15 protein-coding genes are annotated in these 21,157 nt (G+C 40.0%); 2 read left to right on the top strand and 13 right to left on the bottom strand.

Annotated elements, in window-relative coordinates:
- Positions 1-2 precede the first annotated feature (2 nt).
- Both BJR36_RS13765 and BJR36_RS13760 read right to left on the bottom strand, forming a co-directional pair.
- A complete protein-coding gene (locus tag BJR36_RS13765; protein WP_242875582.1) occupies positions 3-716 on the bottom strand; it encodes an HAD family hydrolase in 714 nt (237 codons plus the stop codon).
- A gap of 137 nt (positions 717-853) precedes the next feature.
- Complete coding sequence (locus BJR36_RS13760) at positions 854-2,773, bottom strand: NAD(P)/FAD-dependent oxidoreductase (protein WP_091235375.1); 1,920 nt, start codon at positions 2,771-2,773, stop codon at positions 854-856.
- Positions 2,774-3,583: 810 nt separating this feature from the next.
- On the opposite strand from BJR36_RS13760, the gene BJR36_RS13755 reads away from it, so the two are divergent.
- Together BJR36_RS13755 and BJR36_RS13750 are read left to right on the top strand one after the other, a co-directional pair.
- The gene (locus BJR36_RS13755) at positions 3,584-4,357 is read left to right on the top strand and encodes an SDR family NAD(P)-dependent oxidoreductase (protein WP_091235373.1); all 774 of its coding nucleotides are present in this window, start codon (positions 3,584-3,586) and stop codon (positions 4,355-4,357) included.
- A 282-nt stretch (positions 4,358-4,639) separates the two neighbouring features.
- On the top strand, positions 4,640-5,347 hold the full coding sequence (locus tag BJR36_RS13750; RefSeq protein ID WP_091235372.1) for a beta/alpha barrel domain-containing protein: 708 nt from the start codon (positions 4,640-4,642) through the stop codon (positions 5,345-5,347).
- Between the two features lie 556 nt (positions 5,348-5,903).
- On the opposite strand, the gene BJR36_RS13745 is transcribed toward BJR36_RS13750, so the two are convergent.
- The 11 genes from BJR36_RS13745 to BJR36_RS13695 all read right to left on the bottom strand — a co-directional run bounded on the left by BJR36_RS13745 (position 5,904) and on the right by BJR36_RS13695 (position 21,070).
- Positions 5,904-7,907, bottom strand: coding sequence for a glycoside hydrolase family 31 protein (locus tag BJR36_RS13745; RefSeq protein ID WP_091235371.1), 2,004 nt, complete (start codon positions 7,905-7,907; stop codon positions 5,904-5,906).
- 18 nt (positions 7,908-7,925) lie between these two features.
- On the bottom strand, positions 7,926-10,202 hold the full coding sequence (yicI, locus tag BJR36_RS13740) for an alpha-xylosidase (RefSeq protein WP_091235369.1): 2,277 nt from the start codon (positions 10,200-10,202) through the stop codon (positions 7,926-7,928).
- 16 nt (positions 10,203-10,218) lie between these two features.
- On the bottom strand, positions 10,219-11,076 hold the full coding sequence (locus BJR36_RS13735; RefSeq protein ID WP_091235368.1) for a carbohydrate ABC transporter permease: 858 nt from the start codon (positions 11,074-11,076) through the stop codon (positions 10,219-10,221).
- Between the two features lies 1 nt (position 11,077).
- Positions 11,078-11,980: a carbohydrate ABC transporter permease gene (locus BJR36_RS13730; RefSeq protein WP_091235366.1), complete on the bottom strand. Its 903-nt coding sequence runs from the start codon at positions 11,978-11,980 to the stop codon at positions 11,078-11,080.
- A 68-nt stretch (positions 11,981-12,048) separates the two neighbouring features.
- The gene (locus BJR36_RS13725) at positions 12,049-13,329 is read right to left on the bottom strand and encodes an ABC transporter substrate-binding protein (RefSeq protein ID WP_091235364.1); all 1,281 of its coding nucleotides are present in this window, start codon (positions 13,327-13,329) and stop codon (positions 12,049-12,051) included.
- 156 nt (positions 13,330-13,485) lie between these two features.
- Positions 13,486-14,220 carry a response regulator transcription factor gene (locus BJR36_RS13720; RefSeq protein WP_091235362.1) on the bottom strand — a complete coding sequence of 245 codons (735 nt, stop codon included), beginning with the start codon at positions 14,218-14,220 and terminating at the stop codon, positions 13,486-13,488.
- A 67-nt stretch (positions 14,221-14,287) separates the two neighbouring features.
- Positions 14,288-16,093, bottom strand: coding sequence for a cache domain-containing sensor histidine kinase (locus tag BJR36_RS13715; protein WP_169823703.1), 1,806 nt, complete (start codon positions 16,091-16,093; stop codon positions 14,288-14,290).
- A 182-nt stretch (positions 16,094-16,275) separates the two neighbouring features.
- Entirely contained in the window at positions 16,276-16,848 is a 573-nt protein-coding gene (locus tag BJR36_RS13710) for a hypothetical protein (protein WP_091235359.1), read from the bottom strand.
- Positions 16,849-16,909: 61 nt separating this feature from the next.
- A complete protein-coding gene (locus tag BJR36_RS13705) occupies positions 16,910-18,001 on the bottom strand; it encodes a tetratricopeptide repeat protein (protein ID WP_091235357.1) in 1,092 nt (363 codons plus the stop codon).
- A gap of 88 nt (positions 18,002-18,089) precedes the next feature.
- Positions 18,090-20,684, bottom strand: coding sequence for a DEAD/DEAH box helicase (locus BJR36_RS13700; protein ID WP_091235355.1), 2,595 nt, complete (start codon positions 20,682-20,684; stop codon positions 18,090-18,092).
- 65 nt (positions 20,685-20,749) lie between these two features.
- Complete coding sequence (locus tag BJR36_RS13695; RefSeq protein ID WP_091235353.1) at positions 20,750-21,070, bottom strand: hypothetical protein; 321 nt, start codon at positions 21,068-21,070, stop codon at positions 20,750-20,752.
- Positions 21,071-21,157: the final 87 nt, after the last annotated feature.

Raw genomic sequence — 21,157 nt, 5'->3', positions numbered from 1 at the left:
ATTCACAAAAGCTCCAGCAATTCCGACGGATTACTGATTATCAGGTCCGCATGATTTTTCTCGAGTTCTTCCCGATCCCTGAATCCCCATGTCACACCGACAGTAAGCATCTTCGAGCTTTTTCCTGTAATCATATCTGTATTTGTATCACCTACATACACACATTCGCCAGGAGCTGCCTGCGATTTTTCGGCAATCATCAACGCGCCCTGTGGGCTTGGTTTTCTTTGTATGCTGTCAGTCTCTCCCTGTACAATATCGAAATAGCCTTTTCCAAAAAGCTTCTCCACAACATCTACGGTTCTGTCATGAGGCTTGTTTGATAAAACAGCTATTTTTATACCTTGCGATTTTAGGCTATCAAGGCACTCCTGAATTCCCTCAAAGGCTGAAACTTTATACATACAATTATCTGCAAAAATTTTATTATATCTGGAATATACTTGATCATAATATCTCAAGTCGGCATCGCCTGCAGCCACTAAAGTCCTCCTAATTAATGCCTTGACTCCATCGCCTGCAAATTCCCTGTACCTACAGACTTCATGCGGAACAAATCCAGCCTCTTCTATCGAACGGTTAGCGGAATAGGCTATTGATTCAACTGTATCTGCCAGCGTACCATCCAAATCAAAAATAAACAGTTTATACATTTTATTTCCCCTTTCTGAATCCGCTCTAAATATTATCGATAGTATAAGTTGCATTTTCCTCATCTTCAAGTTATAGATATAGTCCGGTTCGCATAATAAACTTCGCGAAAAAGCAACAAACCGGACAATTTGATAAAACACGATCGAACATCTTTATCTTCTTGATCAGCTATATAAAAAACTATAATAATAGAGAGGGTTTATAAATTGTATCCAACAAGGAATCCACTTAATACGTTAGTACGAATATTACCCATTGCGATTGCATCACCTGTACGTTCTACACGCAGGCCCTTTTCTTCAAGTGCATCATAGAGTATGCTGCCTGTCGGACGCTGACCTGTAGAAGCAACAACAAAATCAGATTCCACAAACTGTAATTCACCATCTTTATCAGTAAAATAAACTCCTTGCTCGGAAACCTCTTCAACACGCGCAAGGGTATGAATCTTCACGCCACTAGTTTCCAATATTTCAAGATCCCTCATGCGATGCGAAGCTTCCTGACCATTAGAAACAGATGAAAGCATTTCAATAATAGTGATTTTGTTATTATATTCCAAAAGATGTAATGCTGTTTCACAGCCAACATTGCCACCACCAATAATAACAATATGCTTTCCTTGTGGTTTTTTATCCGAGCGTAATACATCCCAGGATTCGGTCGCTCTCTCAATTCCTTTAATTGGTGGAACAAACGGCAAAGAGCCAGACGCAAGAATAACCAATTCCGGTGACAAAGCAGAAATATTATCAACATTTGCTTCAACACCTAATTTAATATCTACATTTTTTTCAGCTAATTGCCCACTGAAATATTCAATTGATGAAAGCAAAATTTCCTTATCAGGCGGAATAGCCGCAAGATTCATTTGTCCCCCTAATACAGGACTCTTTTCAAATAAGGTTACTTTATGACCACGTTCAGCTGCTGTTATGGCTGCCTGCATTCCGCTTACACCACCACCTACTACAACTACATTACGTTTTTTTGATGACAAAGGAAGATTCCCTTCATCATAAATACTTTCGAAACCACAATAAGGGTTAATTACACAACGAACTCCGCGCATGGCTCCAATAGATGCATAGCATCCTTCTAAACAATTTAAACATTTACGCACTTCTGCTTCTTTACCAAAGCGCAACTTATTTGGCCATTCCGGATCGCAAATAAGCTGACGGCCAACCGCAACCAAATCAGTAATTCCCTCTTTGATAGCGTTATCACACATTTCACCCGTTCGCAATTTACCAACAATTGAAATCGGCGTTTTAACATATGGTTTAACCGCCTCTGCAAGAGACAGACGGTTACCGTCAGGTCTATCCTGCGTTTCAGATGCCCCAAAATGTTTGTATTTTATACCTGTAGTAATATTGATTAAGTTAATATCTTCATTGTCTATAATCTTCGCAATCTTAACGCCTTCTTCAAGCTTTAGGCCTTTAGGATCCCAGTCTTTAACTGCGAGACGCACACTAATAAGAAATTCCCTGCCGCAAGCCTCACGAATACGACGAATAGTCTCTACCAGGAAGCGCGAGCGTCCAATCGTATCACTGCCATATTCATCAGTACGGAGATTCGTCAATGGTGAAAGAAACTGGTTTATTAGATATCCATGACCAGCATGGATTTCAACACCGTCCATACCCGCCTTCTGGGCATTCTGTGCAGCCACGACGTATTTACCTATAAGATCTTTAATCTCAGCTTCTGTCAAACCATGTACTTTTCCTGCATCACACGGTCCAACAAGTTGTGTTCCAGGAACTGAAACAGAACGTGCCCCAGCATGATGTAATTGTACAAGTACTTTAGTACCATAAGCATGAAGAGTATTCGAGATATTCTGAAATTCAGGAATTCCCGCAACATCATTGATTTTTAATTGCGTGGAACTTCCAAGACCACTTGGATAATCTACAGAAGTATACTCAATTATAATCATACCAACGCCACCTCTGGCACGTTTAGCATAATAACTACACAATGCTGGGGATACAGTTCCATCTGCATTACAAAGGCTAGTGTCCATTGCGGGCATTATGATACGATTTTTTAAAACATGTGAACCTAGTCTGATTGTTGAAAATAAATTTGAATATTTAGACATACAAAAAACCCCTTTCAATTTTAAAATTTAAATACAAGATACTGAACTTTACATGTATATACAAGATATAACATGATGTTACTATATTCTTAAATATGTGTCAATAGCTTTTTTGAATGAAATACCAATTTAATTTTTCACTTGCACTATTTTGGTGCTGCTCCTGATTAAGGAATTTATCAACACTATAAGTCTTGTTAGGCCTATTTTTTGTACTTCAAGACTAATGATAATGTCATTCGTATGTACAATGATGCTGAAAACATGTTACAAAAAATCTACTTCTTACTGGCCGGATATAGATCCCATGTAGTTTGATCCTTTCAGGAGGGCGAATGTTTCAAATAACAAATTCGCAAATTTCCTCTTTCGTCAATCCAGGTACAAGCATTTTATTATCCTAACTATCTCAATGTTCAATATTAAATTCTCAAAGAACCTGGCTTCAACGCATACCGGCATTATGTAGCTGGACAAGAATTTTTGTATTTTGACATAAAATATTCTTTTCCGGATTTATAATAAAAGATCATTAGTTACTAGCCTTATTTAGAAACACAAGTATATACAGGTATCAAAACAAGTCTACATTTGTCGGTTAATGTCAACTTATTTATAAAACAAAAACCATTTGTCAACAGCACAACCCCATATTTTTTGAACCTTTCATTAAATATATCGATATTCTCATTTAAATAATTACCGGTATATACATGTATAAAATTTTTCTTGACTTGTCCTCAACGCAGTGGTATATTGAGTTCATCAACAAATATTAACTAATAATTTTATTTAAGGAGGACAAGTTTTATGACAAGCAAATTGAAAAGCACACGTCTGGCTGGTGAAGTTGCTGTAGTAACAGGTGCAGCATCCGGTTTAGACCGTGGTATAGCGCTAGAACTTGCAATGAACGGAGCAACCGTTGCTTGCGCGGATTTAAATGATGTCGAAAACGAAAAAACTGTTCAGCTGATTAAGGAAGTCGGCGGCGAAGCATTTGCCGTACATATGAACATCGGAGAAACAGAATCTGTAAAAACAGCATTTAAAGAGATCTATGATAGAACAAAAAAGGTTTCTATTTTGATTAACGGCGCTGCTGTATCAAGATTTACTCAGATGCCAGAATGCACAGATGAAGAATGGAATTTTGTCATTAATGTTAATCTTACAGGTGTATTCCGTACAATGCGTGAAGCATACCCTTATATGAAAGAATCTGGCGGTGGCAGCATCGTTAATATTTCATCAACCTCAGGCAAAAGTGGCGGAAGCTGGTCCGGAGCACATTACGTGGCTGCCAAAGCTGGTGTTATTGGACTTGCAAGATATGGTGCCGGTATGTTCTGTAAAGATAATATACGTTGCAACGCAATATGCCCAGGTGTTGCAGACACTCCTTTAACTTCCGATGCTAACAAAGATCAGACTGCTGCTATGCTTAAAAAAATCCCTATGGGAAGAATGTGTACTCCTGAAGACGTTGCTGGTGCTGTTATGTTCCTTGTTTCAGATGAAAGCAAATATGTGACTGGTATTTCAATCGATGTTACTGGCGGCCGTTACATATATAACAACTAATACTTAATATTTTACTATTATCAAATTATATAGCCCCACAAATCCAGGCTTTGTTGGAAAGCGGCTGATTTTTGTAAAGTAACGGTGGAATTAGTGCGTAGTCAGGGGGATCGCTTAAATCTACAATCTCAACTGACACAGTATGCTGATTTTACTAGTATTTTTAAAATCCCAAATTCAACTAAAATGCAAATCGAAAATCATAAAGAGTAAATTTAGATAATCCGATGTATTACATTCTTCATGAATAATATTATGCGGAACATAAAAGGAGGAAAAAATATGTATCTTAATAACGAACTCGTAACAAAAAAATGGCTGGCAGGACGACTGGAACATGTTATCTGGGATAATGATGAAAAAATCATTACTGAACAGGTTCAGAAAGGAATCGACTATGGATTCCGTGTTATCTTCTCCCCTGGCCATCATTGGCATAACTATGTACACGATCTTCTGAAGGGATCTGGTGTTATTATGTCCACACCAATTAACTTCTCTGATGGACTTATGCCAGCAGCTGCAGCTGCTAAACAGGCTGAAATTGCAGGTAAGGGTGGATGCGGATCCATTGATGTATATCCTGATATGGCAGCATGGAAAATGCGTAGATGGGATCTCATCACAGAGTATGTACATGCTGTAAGAGAGAGTTTTGATGGCGAAGTTAAAGTTCTAACTATGTGTAATGAATCTCTGGATGATATGTATCGTATGTGTGAAGCTATCAAAGAAGGTGGCGCTACCCATATCAAAGCTTACGACTACAACAAACAGGGGGCACCATTGGACAGAATTCAGTTACTCCGCAAAAAAGCTGACGAACTTGGCATGGGATTGAAGGCTTCCGGTAACGGTAAATACTGGACTACAGCCATCTTGATGGGCGCTTATGCAGCTGGAGCTGATTATGTCAGTGCCAGTAATACATTCCAGATTGTCGATGATTTACCAATTTTTGAAGAACTCTATTCTAAATATCAGTATTAATCATAAAGAAGACAAAAATTGATTATGACTTAAAATTTAGACTCATGTGTATTTATTACCATGAGTCTTTTTTGTATACCATCAGTGATTTGCACCCGAATAAGGGATTGTTCTTAAATTGGGTGATATTAATGGAGACAGCATCCATTTACAATGCATGGAGGCAAAAAAGAAAAAGAAACTCCGATGGACTGACATCCAGCTGCACTCATAATTGTTGCTCATATAAAAACTAATGCTGGAAATCGTAATGTTCACCTAAGCCTAAATGTCCTGATGATTCATGAACCCGTAAGAACTGCAAACCAAAAGCATGGATATAACGACTATGATTTTATTTTCCGTTGGTCTAAATGGTCGTATCCATGGCAGAATTATTAAAGAGAATAAAATCGCAAAAAAAGAAGGAACTATCATATATGCGCGATAGTTCCTCTTGATTTTTTTATTTCAGCCATTTAGTAAAACCTTCATCTCCAGATATAACCTCTGCAATTTTTTATAATTCCCCTGCATTGAGCAGGGCTATTTCAACTTTCCGCCTTCCCCCACAATACTATAGAATTTTCACTTTGCTTCCTTCCCTTTTAAACAAAGGAATCTTGCTTATAGGAGCCTCCACAGAAATGGTCTGTCCGCCATCTAATACTTCTTCAGTCCAGACATTCACCCATCTCGTTCCTACTGGAAGATACACATCCCTGCTTCTCATATTTTCATATAATACAGGAGCAACAAGGATATCACTGCCGAAGCAGAACTCATCTTCTACTTCCCATGCCTTCTCATCCTCAGGGAACTGGTAAAACAGGGTTTTCATAACAGGCGTCCCTTTTTTATGGGCTTCTTCCATCAAGGTCCTGGTATAGCTCCTCATGTTCTCCCTAATCTGAAGATATGTCTTACAGATTTCATAGGCCTCTTCCCCGAACGACCAGACTTCATTGTCTGCCCCTGACAGGCATGTTGCTCCTCCCGTCGTGCCATACTGGGGCTTCATCGGCTGTCTTTCTCCATGGAGCCTCATAACCGGACAGAATGTTCCATATTCAAACCACCGTACCAGCAGTTCCCTAAATTCCGGATCATCAGGATTTCCTCCATGGAACCCCCCTATATCAGTTGTAAACCAAGGTATTCCTGCCATTCCCATGTTAAGCCCTGCTGCCACCTGGTTTCGCATGCTGAAGAAGCTTGAATGTATATCTCCCGACCATACCAGTGCCCCATATTTCTGCGAGCCCGCCCATGCACAGCGAAGCAGATTCACAATATCTTCCTGTCCTTCCTGCTTCATTCCGTCAAAGAAAGTTTTTGCATACATCGCTGGATAAATATTTCCGATCTGTACATTTGGTCCCAAATGATAACGGTAATTGTCAAAGTCATAAACAGAATACTCCGGCTCCGCTTCATCAAGCCAGAACACCTTAATTCCTTTGTCGTAGTAATTCTTCTTTGCCTTATCCCACACATATTTTCTTGCATCCGGATTGGTTGCATCATAATGAATCGTATTTCCCTGGTAGTCCATTCCAATTCTGAAGCCACGGTCAGTGCGTATCAGATAACCGTTTTCTTTCATTTCCTGGAAATTTTCACTTCGATAATCTACTGTCGGCCAGATCGAAACCATAAGTTCGATTCCCATTTCTTTCAGTTCCGCAATCATGGCATCCGGATCAGGCCAGTAGGTTAGATCGAATTTCCATTCTCCCTGGGTTGGCCAATGGAAGTAGTCGATGACTATCACATCAATTGGGAGATTTCTCTTTTTGTATTCCCTTGCTACTGAAAGCAGTTCTTCCTGGGTCTGGTAGCGCAGCTTGCACTGCCAGAAGCCGAGGCCGTATTCCGGCATCATCGGTACTTTTCCTGTAACATCCGCATATGCCTCTTCAATCTCAGCCGGTGTATCTCCTGCTGTAATCCAGTAATCCAGAATTTTGGTAGATACTGCATGCCAGGTTGTAATGTTCTTGCCAAAAGTAACTCTTCCTACTGCCGGGTTATTCCATAAGAATCCATACCCTAACGATGAAACGGCAAACGGAACAGATGCCTGCGAGTTCCTGTGGGCAAGTTCAAGATCGACGCCTTTTAGATTTAAATACGGCTGCTGATATTGTCCCATTCCATAGATGCGCTCATTCGGATTGGAAACAAAGCGGAGAGATAATTCATAATCACCGCCAAGAATTGGCCTGAACTCTCTCGCCTCGATTTCCAGGGCACTGCAGTAGTCTGCCTTTAAATCCAAACGGTTCCTGATATATTCATCTAACAGCACTTCGTCTTTCTGGTTATATAATGTCATTCTTCCGTAGTTTGATATCGTTGCCTTGATTTTTCCATTTGTAATCGATGCCTGCTTGTCCGTTATCACAATGTCAGCTTTGCATTCTTTCACTGGTTCTGATAATGCCCAATTTTCCACCGGCATCTCAGCCATTTTTGTGGATCGAATACGCAAGCTATTTACTCCCCAAGGTTCAATCCATAACTTTTCTGCATCATAGCGAAATACTAAACGGTTTCCTTCCATACTGAATATCGACATATCCCATTCTCCTTTTCATTATAAAATGATTACTGCCTGATTACCATTTATCTCAACTCGGGCATCTCCATCTTCCATAAGAGCCGCTTTCCAATTCGCACTGTTTCCTCTTACGGTTATCATTATTTTGTTTCCAATTCTTTCAGCTTCAGCCTCCATAACTGTTTTTCCCAGCAAATCCGGGACCGATACTCTGGCTTTGCTTCCATCTTTCATTTTTGATACATAGAAAGTAATTCCATCGGTGTAATCATAATCAGGTCTGGTCTGACAGCTGCCTATCGGGAGGATGCTGTTTTCCCTTACCATAAGAGGAATCGTATCATATCCGTGTTTCTCCTGAATCCATCTTCCGCCTTCCAGAACTTCCCCCGTAATATAATTAATCCAGCTCCCTTCCGGTAAATAGTACTCTACCTTTCCGGATTTTTTAAATATTGGCGCAACCAAAAGGGAATCTCCAAGCATATATTCCTTATCAAGAGTTTCACATGTCCTGTCCTCTGGAAACTCTACAAACATCGGCCTTAGCATGGGTATTCCTTCTTCATGGGCCAGAACTGCCTGCCCATATAAATAAGGCATAAGCCCACATTTAATCTTGACAAATTTCCTGAGCACATCACATGCTTCATCATCATACAGCCACGGAACCCTATATGATTTTGAACCGTGAAGCCGGCTGTGTGAAGACAATAGCCCAAACGCACACCAGCGTTTATAAACGTCTGCAGGAGCCGTCTGTTCAAAGCCTCCAATATCATGGCTCCAGAATCCAAACCCTGATGCTGCAAGCGAGAGGCCGCCCCGAAGCGTCTCTGCCATAGATGGATATGTAGCCGAGCAATCTCCACCCCAATGTACTGGAAACTGCTGTCCACCGACGGTTGCAGACCTTGCAAATAAAGTCGCCTCCCCTTTTCCCCTCTTCCTTTCAAGCAGCTCAAAAACTGACTTGTTATATAAGAAAGTATAGTAGTTATGCATCTTTACCGGGTCCGAATGGTCAAAATACTCTACATCAGCCACCGGAATCCTTTCGCCAAAATCTGTCTTGAAGCAGTCAACACCCATATCCAGAAGAACTTCCAATTTGCTCTGGTACCATTCGACTGCTGCCGGATTCGTGAAATCGACCAACGCCATTCCGCCCTGCCAGAGGTTAGTCTGCCATACATCCCCATCTTTTGTCTTTAGTAAATATCCTCTCTCCATCCCCTCGTCGAAGAGCTTTGACTTCTGCCCAATATAAGGATTTATCCAGACACAGATTTTCAATCCCCTGTCATGGAACCTTTTCAGCATTCCCATCGGATCCGGAAATGTCTTTTTGTCCCATTCGAAATTGCACCATTCATAGGCTTCCATCCAGAAGCAGTCAAAATGGAATACATGAAGCGGAATATCCCGGTCTTCCATACCCTGAATGAAACTGGTAACCGTCTCCTCATCATAGCTTGTCGTAAAGGATGTGGTAAGCCACAGACCGAAGGACCATGCCGGTGGCAGTGCCGGTTTTCCTGTCAGCTCCGTGTATTTCTGAATTGTTCCCTTTGGGCTGCCTCCACTAATTATGTAATAGTCAAGTCTTTCACCTTCAACGGAAAACTGCACGCGTTCTACTTTTTCACTTGCTATTTCATATGCAGTGTCGCCTTCATTATCGACAAATACGCCGTAACCCCTGTTGGTCACATAGAATGGGATATTTTTATAAGCAATCTCGCTTGATGTCCCCCCATCTTCATTCCACATCTCCACAATCTGTCCATTCTTAACAAAAGGAGTAAAACGTTCTCCTAGACCGTACACATACTCATCTATATCCAATGCCAGCTGCTCAACCATATAGCTCTTGTTCGTCTTACTGTTATGCATGTGCGCCATATTCCTATAGCTTGTTTCTGTCAGCAGCTCATCGCCATCATAGTATTCTATTTTCCAGTTGTTCTGTTCTTTACATATAACAGCCTTCATTGTTCCCGTCTTATAAATGATGTCCTTTTCGTTTTCTATAATCTCGACATGCGGGTTTGTCTCCTTGATTGTCGCAAAGGGTCCCTTGTATGCCTTTCCTTTAAAATGAACCAGCGATACCTTTATTACATTTTCCATAGGACTCGAAAGCGTGACAGCAAACACCGCCGAGTCAAGCGTATCTCCCCTGTCTCCGACATGTTTAGACGGCGCATGAAGCACAAGTTCATTGCCATTTACTTCGTGTACCCAATACTCTACTGCATAGGAAGGCGTAATCTCTTTTCTCATAAGCCAATAACCATTTGTGAATTTCATAAGTACCTCCTGTGTTCTATTCTTTGACTGCCCCAGCGGTCAATCCGCCTACAATATACTTCTGAAGGAAAACAAAAGCCAGGATAACTGGTAATACCAGAATCGCACCATATGCCATAATCGAATTCCATTTTGTTCCGTACTTATCCATGAATTTGTAAATATTCGCTGTCAAGGGCCTCATATCCGCATTTACGTTGAATGTCATAGAATATACGAGATCATTCCATCCATGCAGGAATGATATGACCAGAACCGTTATGCTTCCCGTTTTGATTGTGGGAATCATAATTCTGATAAAGGATGAAAACGCATTGCAGCCATCAATCCTTGCGGCCTCATCAAGCGATTTCGGTATAGTCTTAAAATATGGCCTCAGCGTAATAACGATAAACGGTATAGAGCCCGACGCCACTGCCAACGCCGGTGCCAAATAGGAGTTCAATATTCCTGCCCTGCTGAAAGTCAGATATAATGGTGTCAGCAGCAGCGAAGCCGGCATCATCTGCGTGACAAGGAATACCAACAGAATAATATTCCCTCCCGGAATCCTATATTTACCCATTGCATAAGCTGCAGGGATACCAAGTACCAGTGAAATAGTCATTGAAAACAAAGCAATCAACGTACTATTCCTTAATGATGTCAGAAATGCGGCATCCGTAAACTGTTCAATCCAGGGATCCAGGGTGACTGCTCTCGGAATAAAGCTCAGGGTTTTTGAAAATATATCCGTATCCACTTTTATCGATGTAATAGCCATCCAGTAAATCGGGAAAAGAAATACAATCGCAATAAGAAAGGCAATTAGGCATAGTACAATATCTTTTCTGTTCTCTCTGGGCGTTCCAGTGAATATCTTATTTTTCCCCATTTTAATCCACCTCCTCAGCCATTGTCATTTTCAAATAGAATAATCCTACTACAAACAGACACAGGAACAACACTACTGCTACCGCAGACCCCATAGAAAACTTATATTGGCTGAATGCCAGCTGATACGCATAAGTCCCTAATACGTCTGTCGAATTCAAAGGTCCGCCGCCTGTCATGATGTATATCAGGTCAAAAGCCTTAAATGTATAAATGAATCCCAACATCAATACTGCCATTATAGCTGGCTTAAGCAGCGGAAGCGTCAGGTAGAAAAATCTCTGAAATGAATTTGCGCCATCCACCTTTCCGCTCTCATAAATCTCTGTCGATATTCCTGTTAGTCCTGTGGTCAGCAATAACATGTTAAACGGGATACCTACCCAGCAGTTCGCGATAATGACTGTCCTGATTGCCCATTTCGTATTAGTCAGCCATTCTATTGGCTGATCGATCAGATGGAAGTTCTGCAATATAACATTGATTACACCACCGTCTGTCATAAACATATTCCTTGACAATAACGCTGTGACTGACATCGGCATCATATAACTTATCAGCAGCAATCCTCTTACCGGACCTGATAGTTTGAATTTCTGATGAAATAGCAGTGCAAATAGAAAACCTATTGAAAATTGAACTATCAGACAAGCAATCGTAAACAATAGCGTATTTCTCATTACCAGCCAGAAAGTTGAGTCTGAAAACAATGTCGCATAATTGTCGAGCCCGACAAATACCGATGTATTTCCCTTAAATGTCTTGACATCATAGTTTTTAAAACTCAGTATGATATTGTAGATCAACGGGTAGCCAATCAACGCCAACATAAAGATGAATGATGGAAGTACGAAACAATACCCCTCTATTGTTGTATTTGATATAATCTTTTTCTTCTTTTTCATTAAGAAAGCCCCTTTCTTTAATAAAAACGGGTGCCTTTCTCTACAAAAAGCACCCTTTCTATTAAGTCTTACTGTTTCCATACCGAAGCTATCTTTTCTGCCGCTTCATCTAATGCTTCCTGCGGTGTTTTATCACCTATATAAGCTGCCTGATAAGCTGTATACACCGCTTCTGAAATTGTCGGCCATTCTGCATGAGGTCCTCGTGCCACTGTATAATTCATCTCTTCAGCAAAAACGCGGTATGGTGAATCTTCCGCCCAGGAAGTTTCAAGTATGTCCATAGCATCGCCTCTTGTCGGAAATTTTCCAGCGGTTTTACAGAATTCCGCACTTACATCTTTGCTCAACATGTAGGTCAGGAAATTAAAAGCTTCCTCTTTGTATTCTGTTCCGGCACAAACACCGAAGTTTTCTCCGCCCATGCATGAAGCAAATTCTTTATCTTTTGGCAGTAATGCAACGCCCCAGTTGAAAGTTGCTTTTTCAACTTCCGGAACCTGCCATGGTCCGTTGATCATCATAGCGCATTTCCCAGCCACAAAATTATCTTTTGCATCGTTCTGTGTCCAGTTGATAACTTCTTTGCTCATATATCCGTTATTAACCATATCTGTCAGGTAAGTCAAAGCACTTACGCTTTCAGTAGAATTGATGTTATCAATGCTTCCGCCTGCAGAATATAACCACGGAATGAACTGGAATGTACCTTCCTCATCCCCTCTTGCACAAATAGACAATCCATAAGTGTCGCTTGTTGTCACTTTAGCAGCTACCTCTTCTAACTCATCCCAGGTTTCTGGCACTTCGCATCCTGCTGCATCCAGCAGATCCTTATTGTAAAACAAAGAGATACTGTTTGTATTATGAGGAAGCCCGTATAAATTTCCATCAGTACCTGTACAGCTGTTTAATGGTCCTTTGTAGAAATTGTCTACTTCTCCCCATTCATCGCATAAATCTTGAATATTTTCATATACTCCCATCTGGATGTAGGATGCCATATCAGGGCTATCTATCATTCCGATGTCAGGAAGTTCTCCCGAGATAGCTCCCATCGTATATTGATTCATAAGGTCTTCACGTGCAACGTATGTGGAAACCACCTCCACATTATCCTGTGATGCATTGTAATCCGCTATCACTTTTTCAAAGTCGTCCAAATCTGCTGAAGTGAAGTAATGCCAAAGCTGCAATGTAATTTTGTCTCCTGATGCTTCTGACAAATCCTCTGTTTTCTCGGTTGTAGTCGATTCCTCTTTTGAGCCCGATGAACTGCTGCCACATCCTACGAGGGTTCCAACTGCCAAAACTGCTGCCATTGTCAAAGATAAGATTTTCTTTTTCATGTGCTTCCTCCTTGTTGAATCTGTTTTTTGTTTTCCCTTTCGGTAAATTAAGTATATAAAAAAACGCCCCAAATCATAACTTATAATTTTAAGATTCGGGGCGTTTTTTTGGATTGATTTTTTAAGATTAGAGTAATTTTTTAAGATTTCATTCTGTCATTTATTGTTTCTGATAAACTCTGCAACGCTTTCACCTGCAATTTCACGGAATATCTTATTAAAATATTTGGGATCCGAAAATCCCACACTATATGGGATATCCTCTTTAGGCACAGCCTCATTCAGAATCATTGTTTTTGCTACATCTATTCTGTATTTTTTAAGAAACTTCGAAAAATTTTCGCCTACATCCCTTCTAAAAAGATAACTGAAATACTCCTGCGTAATTCCCAGGTTCTCCGCAAGTTCTTCCTGACTGATTTTTGTCCCATAGCTTACTTCAATCATTGTAAGCGCCTTCAATACAAGCGGATGTGCATCAGGATATGACAACTGGAGATCTTTCCGTACTTCAATCTTTTTTCCGGCAGAAGACTGTAATCTCATCAGGATATCCTCAACCTCCTGGTAAGTAACTGGTTTCACAAGGTATTCCGTTACTCCCATTGAAATTGCCTGTCTCGCGATATCAAAATCTTCGTACGCACTAAGAATGACGAATTTGGTTTTGATTTCAAAGCTTTCAACAGCCTTAATCAAAGCCATACCATCCATATATGGCATGCGTATATCCGTAAATACCACATCCGGCTTTGTGGATTTTATAATCTCCAGCGCCTTCCTTCCGTCAGGTGCTTCACCGATTATCTCAAACTCATCCCCTATGGAAGTAATTAGTTTGAACAGCCCCTTTCTTGCACGTTGCTCATCTTCAACAATCAATATTCTCATTGGTTATAACTCCTCCTCATATCAAGCGTCAGAAAAACCAGTATCATAGAAAAATCTGCTATCATTTTCAACATGCGGGATTCGGAATATAAAAGGTGAATCTTGTTCCAATCCCCTTCGCCGACTCCATCTCAACTTTAAGATTATCTCCATAGTACAATTTCATTCTTGCAAGTACATTGGAAATACCAATCCCGATCTGCTCCTTTTTTATCATTATCGGATTGTCGATTACCTGTTGAATACACTCTCGAATCTCCTCATCCATTCCCGATCCGTTATCTTCGATTACCAGCCTCAGATAACCCGCTTCCTCGCTTCCGGTGATTCGAATCAGCCCCCCCGATTCGAAGCCTTCAAAGCCATGAATAATTGAATTCTCAACAAATGGCTGCAGCATCAGCTTCCTGCATGGCCAGGCTCCCAGATTATCTGGAAAATCAATTTTGTAATTGAAAGCTTCCACATATCTTGATTTCTGCAGGTACAGGTACTGTTCTATCCATGCAATTTCCTGAAACATATACACGTTCTGATGCTTCTGATCAAAGGTATACCTCAGAATATTTGACAATTTCTTTAACATAATGGAAACTGTATGATTACCAGCCTCAATGGCCTCGTAATTAATAACGCCTATCGTGTTGCAGATAAAATGTGCATTTATCTGGGATTCCAGCGCATTCCTTTCAGCATCCCGCTGCTTCTTAAGGGAGATTATTTTTTCCTCATGACTTTGTTCCAATTGCTTATTCATTCTTTCAATTGCCTTCAAAGTTGTATTATATTCCTCTGCCATTTCCCAGATTTCATGGCTCCCTTTTACATTGATATATCCTCTGTAATTTCCGATCTTTGCCTTTTTCATTGATGCCTTAATACACCGGACAGGCTTCAACATCCAATTAATAAATATCAAAAATGATATTGCGACACCAAGCAGAGCAACCGCATAGAGGAATACCCCGCTGCCATAAATTTCGTTCACTCTTTCAAGCAGCAGCCTTTCATCAATAGCAATATTCAGATACCATCCAATTCCGGAAATCGGTTCACTATAGTGGACATACTCGCCTTCTGACAAATATTGTTCCTGGCTGGTACCGATATATGCTTTATTCATGTGATAAATGATGGTTCCTTCCGAATCGCTTATATATCCGGTCGTAACCTCACCCATTTTTTCCCCTCCGATTAGATTTAGCGACTGGTTCAGAAACTCTGCATCCATGGAGATTACTAACGAATACTTTACCTTATTCGATCCAGAATGTCCTTTTAAAGGAAATCCTATATGCAGCAGATCCTTATCCAAATCATCAGGATAAGAAAGTGGATAAGTCAGCCCTACATATTGGGGTTTAATTCCATTTTTTATATTATCTTTGATAGTCCCATTCAATTCAATCAGATATTTTTCTGTAGCTTTGTTCCAAATGTGACTCCGGTATCCATCCTGTCTGTCAAATTGATTGACAACTCCCGAACCTGAGGCAATGCACACATTTTCAATCCACTTCGATCTCCTGGTATCTTTCGCAAGAATATAAAGCAGATTGTTCTGTTCAACTGCTCCGTCAGGGTTTTCTACATATCTGTTAACACAGTCATACAGCTCCTCGTCGGTAGCAAATTCGATTCCATAAGTAATAAATTCATCCAGCAGAAATTCCGTATTTTCATTTACCGATTCAAGAATTGTCTTCTGGGTTGTATATGTTTCTTCCTTCAGATAATCTACATATTCATTTTTCAAATATATCTGCATGATAATAATGATGGATCCACACAACAGAAAAAAAATAAGCAGAAGGGAACACCAGAGATGGCTGAGGACATACTGATATGCTTTTTTAATTTTATTTTTTATCAACTTTCGAACTCCTTCTTTTTTCCTGTAGTAAAACATTTCAAATTTGCAATCATCCACGTTTTTCTATATATTGTATGATGTAAACCATTAATTTTCAAGTTCCAATATCATATGCATATAAGGCCGAATCCCGAATATCTTGGCCAGGAACAATGCGGCCTACCCTCTTCCGTTTCTACCATTTATAAAATATTAGCATTCAAATCCATCAAACATAACTTATTTTGAACGCTCCTCAAATTCTCCTTATATTTTTCGTGTGTACCCTTATCTACAAAAATAGTACTGCAACTATAACATTTCTTTCCAACTGCAATTTCCTGTGTGTTGATTTTTCCCTTTTTCCCCACATTTTTAATTACAATTTTGTATTCCGTCAAGTCATTTCTACAAATCGGACAGTTTTTAAGACTTTTTACTGTACTATGTCTTTTTGAGCTATTTGTATTCTTTAAAAAGTCACTCCGCAGTTCCAGGATTAAATTAGCATCCTTGATTTTCAATCCTGAAGACGCCGTTCCTTTATGACTAATATCCGATGTTCCCTCATCATCATCAAAATTTTCCGAATAGTACCTGCAATGCGACGATCCTCCGCATTTCAATAAATAATATTGTGATTTTACAGCTCTGCAAAGCTGCGTTCCATGCTCGTAATATACGCATCGTCCCCTATGTCTTCTGGAATCGCCATCTTCCATGCGTACAAAATCCTTATGCCATGGTGTATCCGGCATCTTGTTCAGTACAGCCATAATGCTCCTCCTCTGTCCCCCAATACGCAAAGCGCATCTAAATAATTGTCAAAATGAATAATTATCGCATACTCATATACCGCTTCTTCTCCTGTGCTATTTCTCTTATTACTTTGATCCTCTCATTATATTCAGCAATCTCTTTTTTCGCTATTAGCACAAGGCGCTTTTCCATTTGTTCAAAATCCTGTTCTATACAGTATAGGGATGCCAGATTTAATTTTATGTTATCTAATATCTCCTCATCTGTTTCAAGTTTTTCTAGTTCTTCACCCATCTTTATGGCTTCTTCATTTTTCTCTAGCATTATATAAATATCCATTAAATTTGTGCGCGCATTCGTATCTGATTCATTGAGATCCATAGCACATTTGTAGTCCTCTACTGCTTCATCGTATCTGAACGAATAAAGCATCGCATCTCCCCGATTCATTACCGTTTTATAGGAATAGTCCAGTTTCATAGCTGTATTGGCGAACCTCAATGCCTTCAATGGATCTGCTGCCGTCTGAGAGATTTCAAGCAGTTTATTAATATCTGTTTCCTCTGTCTGGGCTTCTGCATGGATTTCATTTTCAGTAAAAGCAACATGAACAAATTCGCCGTCATACTGATTGATATATTCGATTACTCTTGGCACATATTCCTGCTTTGCATACTCCGAATCAGCATACCAAATATTCGCCTGCCCCATTCCTCTTCCCTGGCCTTCCTTCTGCGCTCTCGGGACTAAAAAAGTTCGTTTCTTCTCTGGTAGCAAGTAACATTCTTCAGCCTTCGCACGAAAAACATATCCCAAATCAAGACCACCCATGTTGCTATTGAAAATTTCCTGATAATAGCGGAACATACTTGCATTTTTATACCATCCCACAATCCTGTTCTTACCTATACCATCCGTCGCAACCCATACCACCAAAACATCCCTTGCTTCGTCCTGTTGTTCATATATTTTTCCAAATCTTTCTATATGATTCTCTCCGTTAGTACTGACATAACCATAACAGAACTTGTTGTAGTCGACAAAATTGTGCACCTCATGCGCATATTGATTTTGACCAACATAAGCCCCGCCATTCTTTGGCTTATCGTCTTCCGTTATCCCCTTGTATTCTTTCATCCATGCTATGTTGCAGAATATTACCTTTTTCATCGTATTTGCCTCCTGAAATTTGTTTTACTGATTCATACTATAATAATATCAGTATTGGATGAAATATTATGGACTCTCAGTCCACTATCTACATTTCAGCTGAAAACTCAAATCTTCTCCCAAAATTATAAAGGAATACTGAATGCTTTTCATATCCAGGATATTTGCGTTCTTCACATCTGAACTCGCTGTCATGGTACCATAATTTTTGATGCAATAATTCATGGTAAATGACAAATTTGACAGTTTCCCGCGGAACATCCTTTGAATTCAAAAGCTTATTCAAGACAATACTATTCGAATTGTATGTATATTTTCCCCAATAAGTATCATAGTACTTATCCGTCCATGTTATATGCGGTCTTTTATTCTTTTCAACTGGATACCTCTCATTAATGACCTCATCCATAAGCTCCTCAGTATCATATACTGGCGCCGGATTGTATTCCTTAGTTTCAGTAACAACTTCCACTATTGTACTTTCCTCTGGAATTGGATTCTTCAGGTTATAATATAAGAATACCTTATTCTTGTATGCTTGATAATTACCATAGAGCTTATCTATTATTTCCCCCTGCTTATCATAATTATCCTTTACAGCAGTCTCCATATCATACAGATTCATCCCTTTCTCCCGAAAAGAATCCGCAATAGCTTTAACATCGACAATCTCTCTCTCTAAAAAAGTGCATAATTCTATATCGTATCCTGCTGAAATAGCATTCAGAACACATTGCAAATCATACGTCGTAGGAACCGAACAGAAGTATGAAAAATATTCCTTCTCGACTTGTTCTGAGGAAATCACCCCACTGACGACCTTCTCCCTTTCCTCAAATAGTCTCTGATAGCCCCTAAGCTGGTCATCGAACACAAGCACATTCCCATATTCCTTACAATCATACCAGCCGCAGGGAATGATCGTTCGTAAATTTACCTTGCCCTTAATCTCAAACGAAAATGCATCTATAATTTCCCTAAACATTTCCCATGGAAGAAGTTTAGGTTCTGTCCTTCCACCATGCAGCTCCGGTTCTTTGTACCCGAGTTCACGATTATATACAATTTTCGGATTCAGCCACATATTAAAACGCTCCCATTTATCGCAAAAATCTACGATAATTGCATCGGCCGTTCCTCCGAAAGCCTTCCCTCTCAACGCCCTGCCTATCATCTGCATAAGCAGCACATCGCTGCTCGTAGGTCTCGTCAGCATTACTGTCTGGATATTCGGGATGTCGCTTCCTTCCGTCAGGATATTGATGTTGACAAGTACATCGATATCATCATTCTTGAACCGCTCAATCTTCTCATTATTCCCGTCGTGCATACTGTAAAGATAATCACATCGGATGCCCTTTTTCTGAAATGCCTCACACAGGCTTATGCAGTGGGCCGCATTTAATGCAAAAATTAACGTCTTGCCATATTCATCCCTGTTTTTCAAATATTCATTCACGATAATCTCGTTACGAGAGCATGTTTCCGCAAGAAACTCTATGAAATCCGGAGACAGTTCACCCCATTTTTTTATATATTTTTCTTCGTCCAGGGATATAAATTTTTCAATTTCAAATCCCGTATTGACAAACTTATATATCGGCTCAGCAAGCACACCTTCCGCTATAAGGCTGCTCATGCTGGTCGGGTTAATTATATCCCAGTCATAAAGTTTCAACAGACCGCTCGTGGCCTCATCAGTCCCTCTGACCGGCGTTGCAGTCAGTCCAAGCAGTTTTGATGCGGGCCTTAATCTGAAGATATTCTTAATCAGTTTATTATAAGTAGGGGCCAGTGTATGATGTGCTTCGTCGACGACAATAAACACCTTATCTGTCTCAGAAATCAGACTTTGAAGATATGCCTCATTTCTACTAATACTCTGTATTGTGGCAACGACAGCATTCTGCGATGTATCCGCACGCTTAATATTAGAATGTTCTCCTGAAATACAGATCATATTGAACTGATTCATACCGTCGTCATCGCACTTTATCAGATAAGAATGCTTGTACATTACAGCTGCTGTCTGCTCAATCAGCATCGACCTATGCGCTATCCAAATAACCTGATATCCCCTGGGTATAGCATATCTTAACAAAAAGTAGACTGCCGTCCTGGTCTTGCCGCTTCCGGTGGGCATCATAAGTATTGCTTTGTTCTTACTCTCATCGAAATAATGCCGGCGCATTCTATCGACTGCTTCCGTCTGGAAATCCATCAGTGTCAGATCATTACCGATAATGTTTTCCAAATCAATGCTCTTAGGTGAAGCAAAATAGGATTCAAATTCTGAAACATCAGCTTCCCTTCCGGCTTTTCTCAATTCCCTTATATACAACCGGCAAACCGATTCTGTCATATTGAGTTTTCTCAAAGCATCCAGCAAGTCTTCCGGGATTCCGCTTCTTACCTTAACCCCCCTATAATTGTTCCTTTCGAGCTCCTTGCAAATTGTCACCAAGTTCATCGATTTCGCCAGAAAATTCTCTTCAATCTCCTTACGGTATTTTTCAACAAATTTCTGATCAGGAATCTGGCAAATCCCCTCCATGTATGGTGTTATGAAATCCGAATCAGAAATCAACCGCTTAGGTTTCAGCTTCTCTGCAGTCTTATCGCTGTACACGATGCTCTGAAGAAAAGTAATATTAAATTTTGACCATGTAAAAAGCTGTTTCATAATAAAAGCCCCTTTCAACTATTTTTCTATAGTATAACTTTATTTAAACCAGCTTTTATGGACTCTCAGTCCACATTCAATATACCTTTATCATTATAAGTCCGCAGGTCCTTGTCAAATTCTAATATATCGCATCCGTGAATTAGTTCGCAGGCCAATATATAATCAAAGCGGTTTCGTTTATCAAGCGCATGTCCAATCAAAACAAAAAGTTCATCAGCTTCTTCAACTGTCAGTTTGCAGCCTACAACGAATTTTGCTAATGTCATCCTGCTAAATCCCTTTGTTCCCTTCATGAATTTTCGGAAATGGTTGATATCGATATTACAATCCGTTTCAAGTTTATAATAGTTCTCACCTAATTTTTCGTAAAAATATTGGGTCAATCATTTTTTTCGTGGGATTGCCACCACGTAATGTATTGATTTGTTACGCCCCCCTTGACCGGATGGAAAAGCAATGCTGTTCGTTTA

It is taken from the genome of Anaerobium acetethylicum (assembly GCF_900096945.1).
GTDB lineage: Bacteria > Bacillota > Clostridia > Lachnospirales > Lachnospiraceae > Anaerobium > Anaerobium acetethylicum.
Note: the sequence above shows the minus strand (reverse complement) of the source record. Positions and strands in the feature narration are given on the sequence as shown.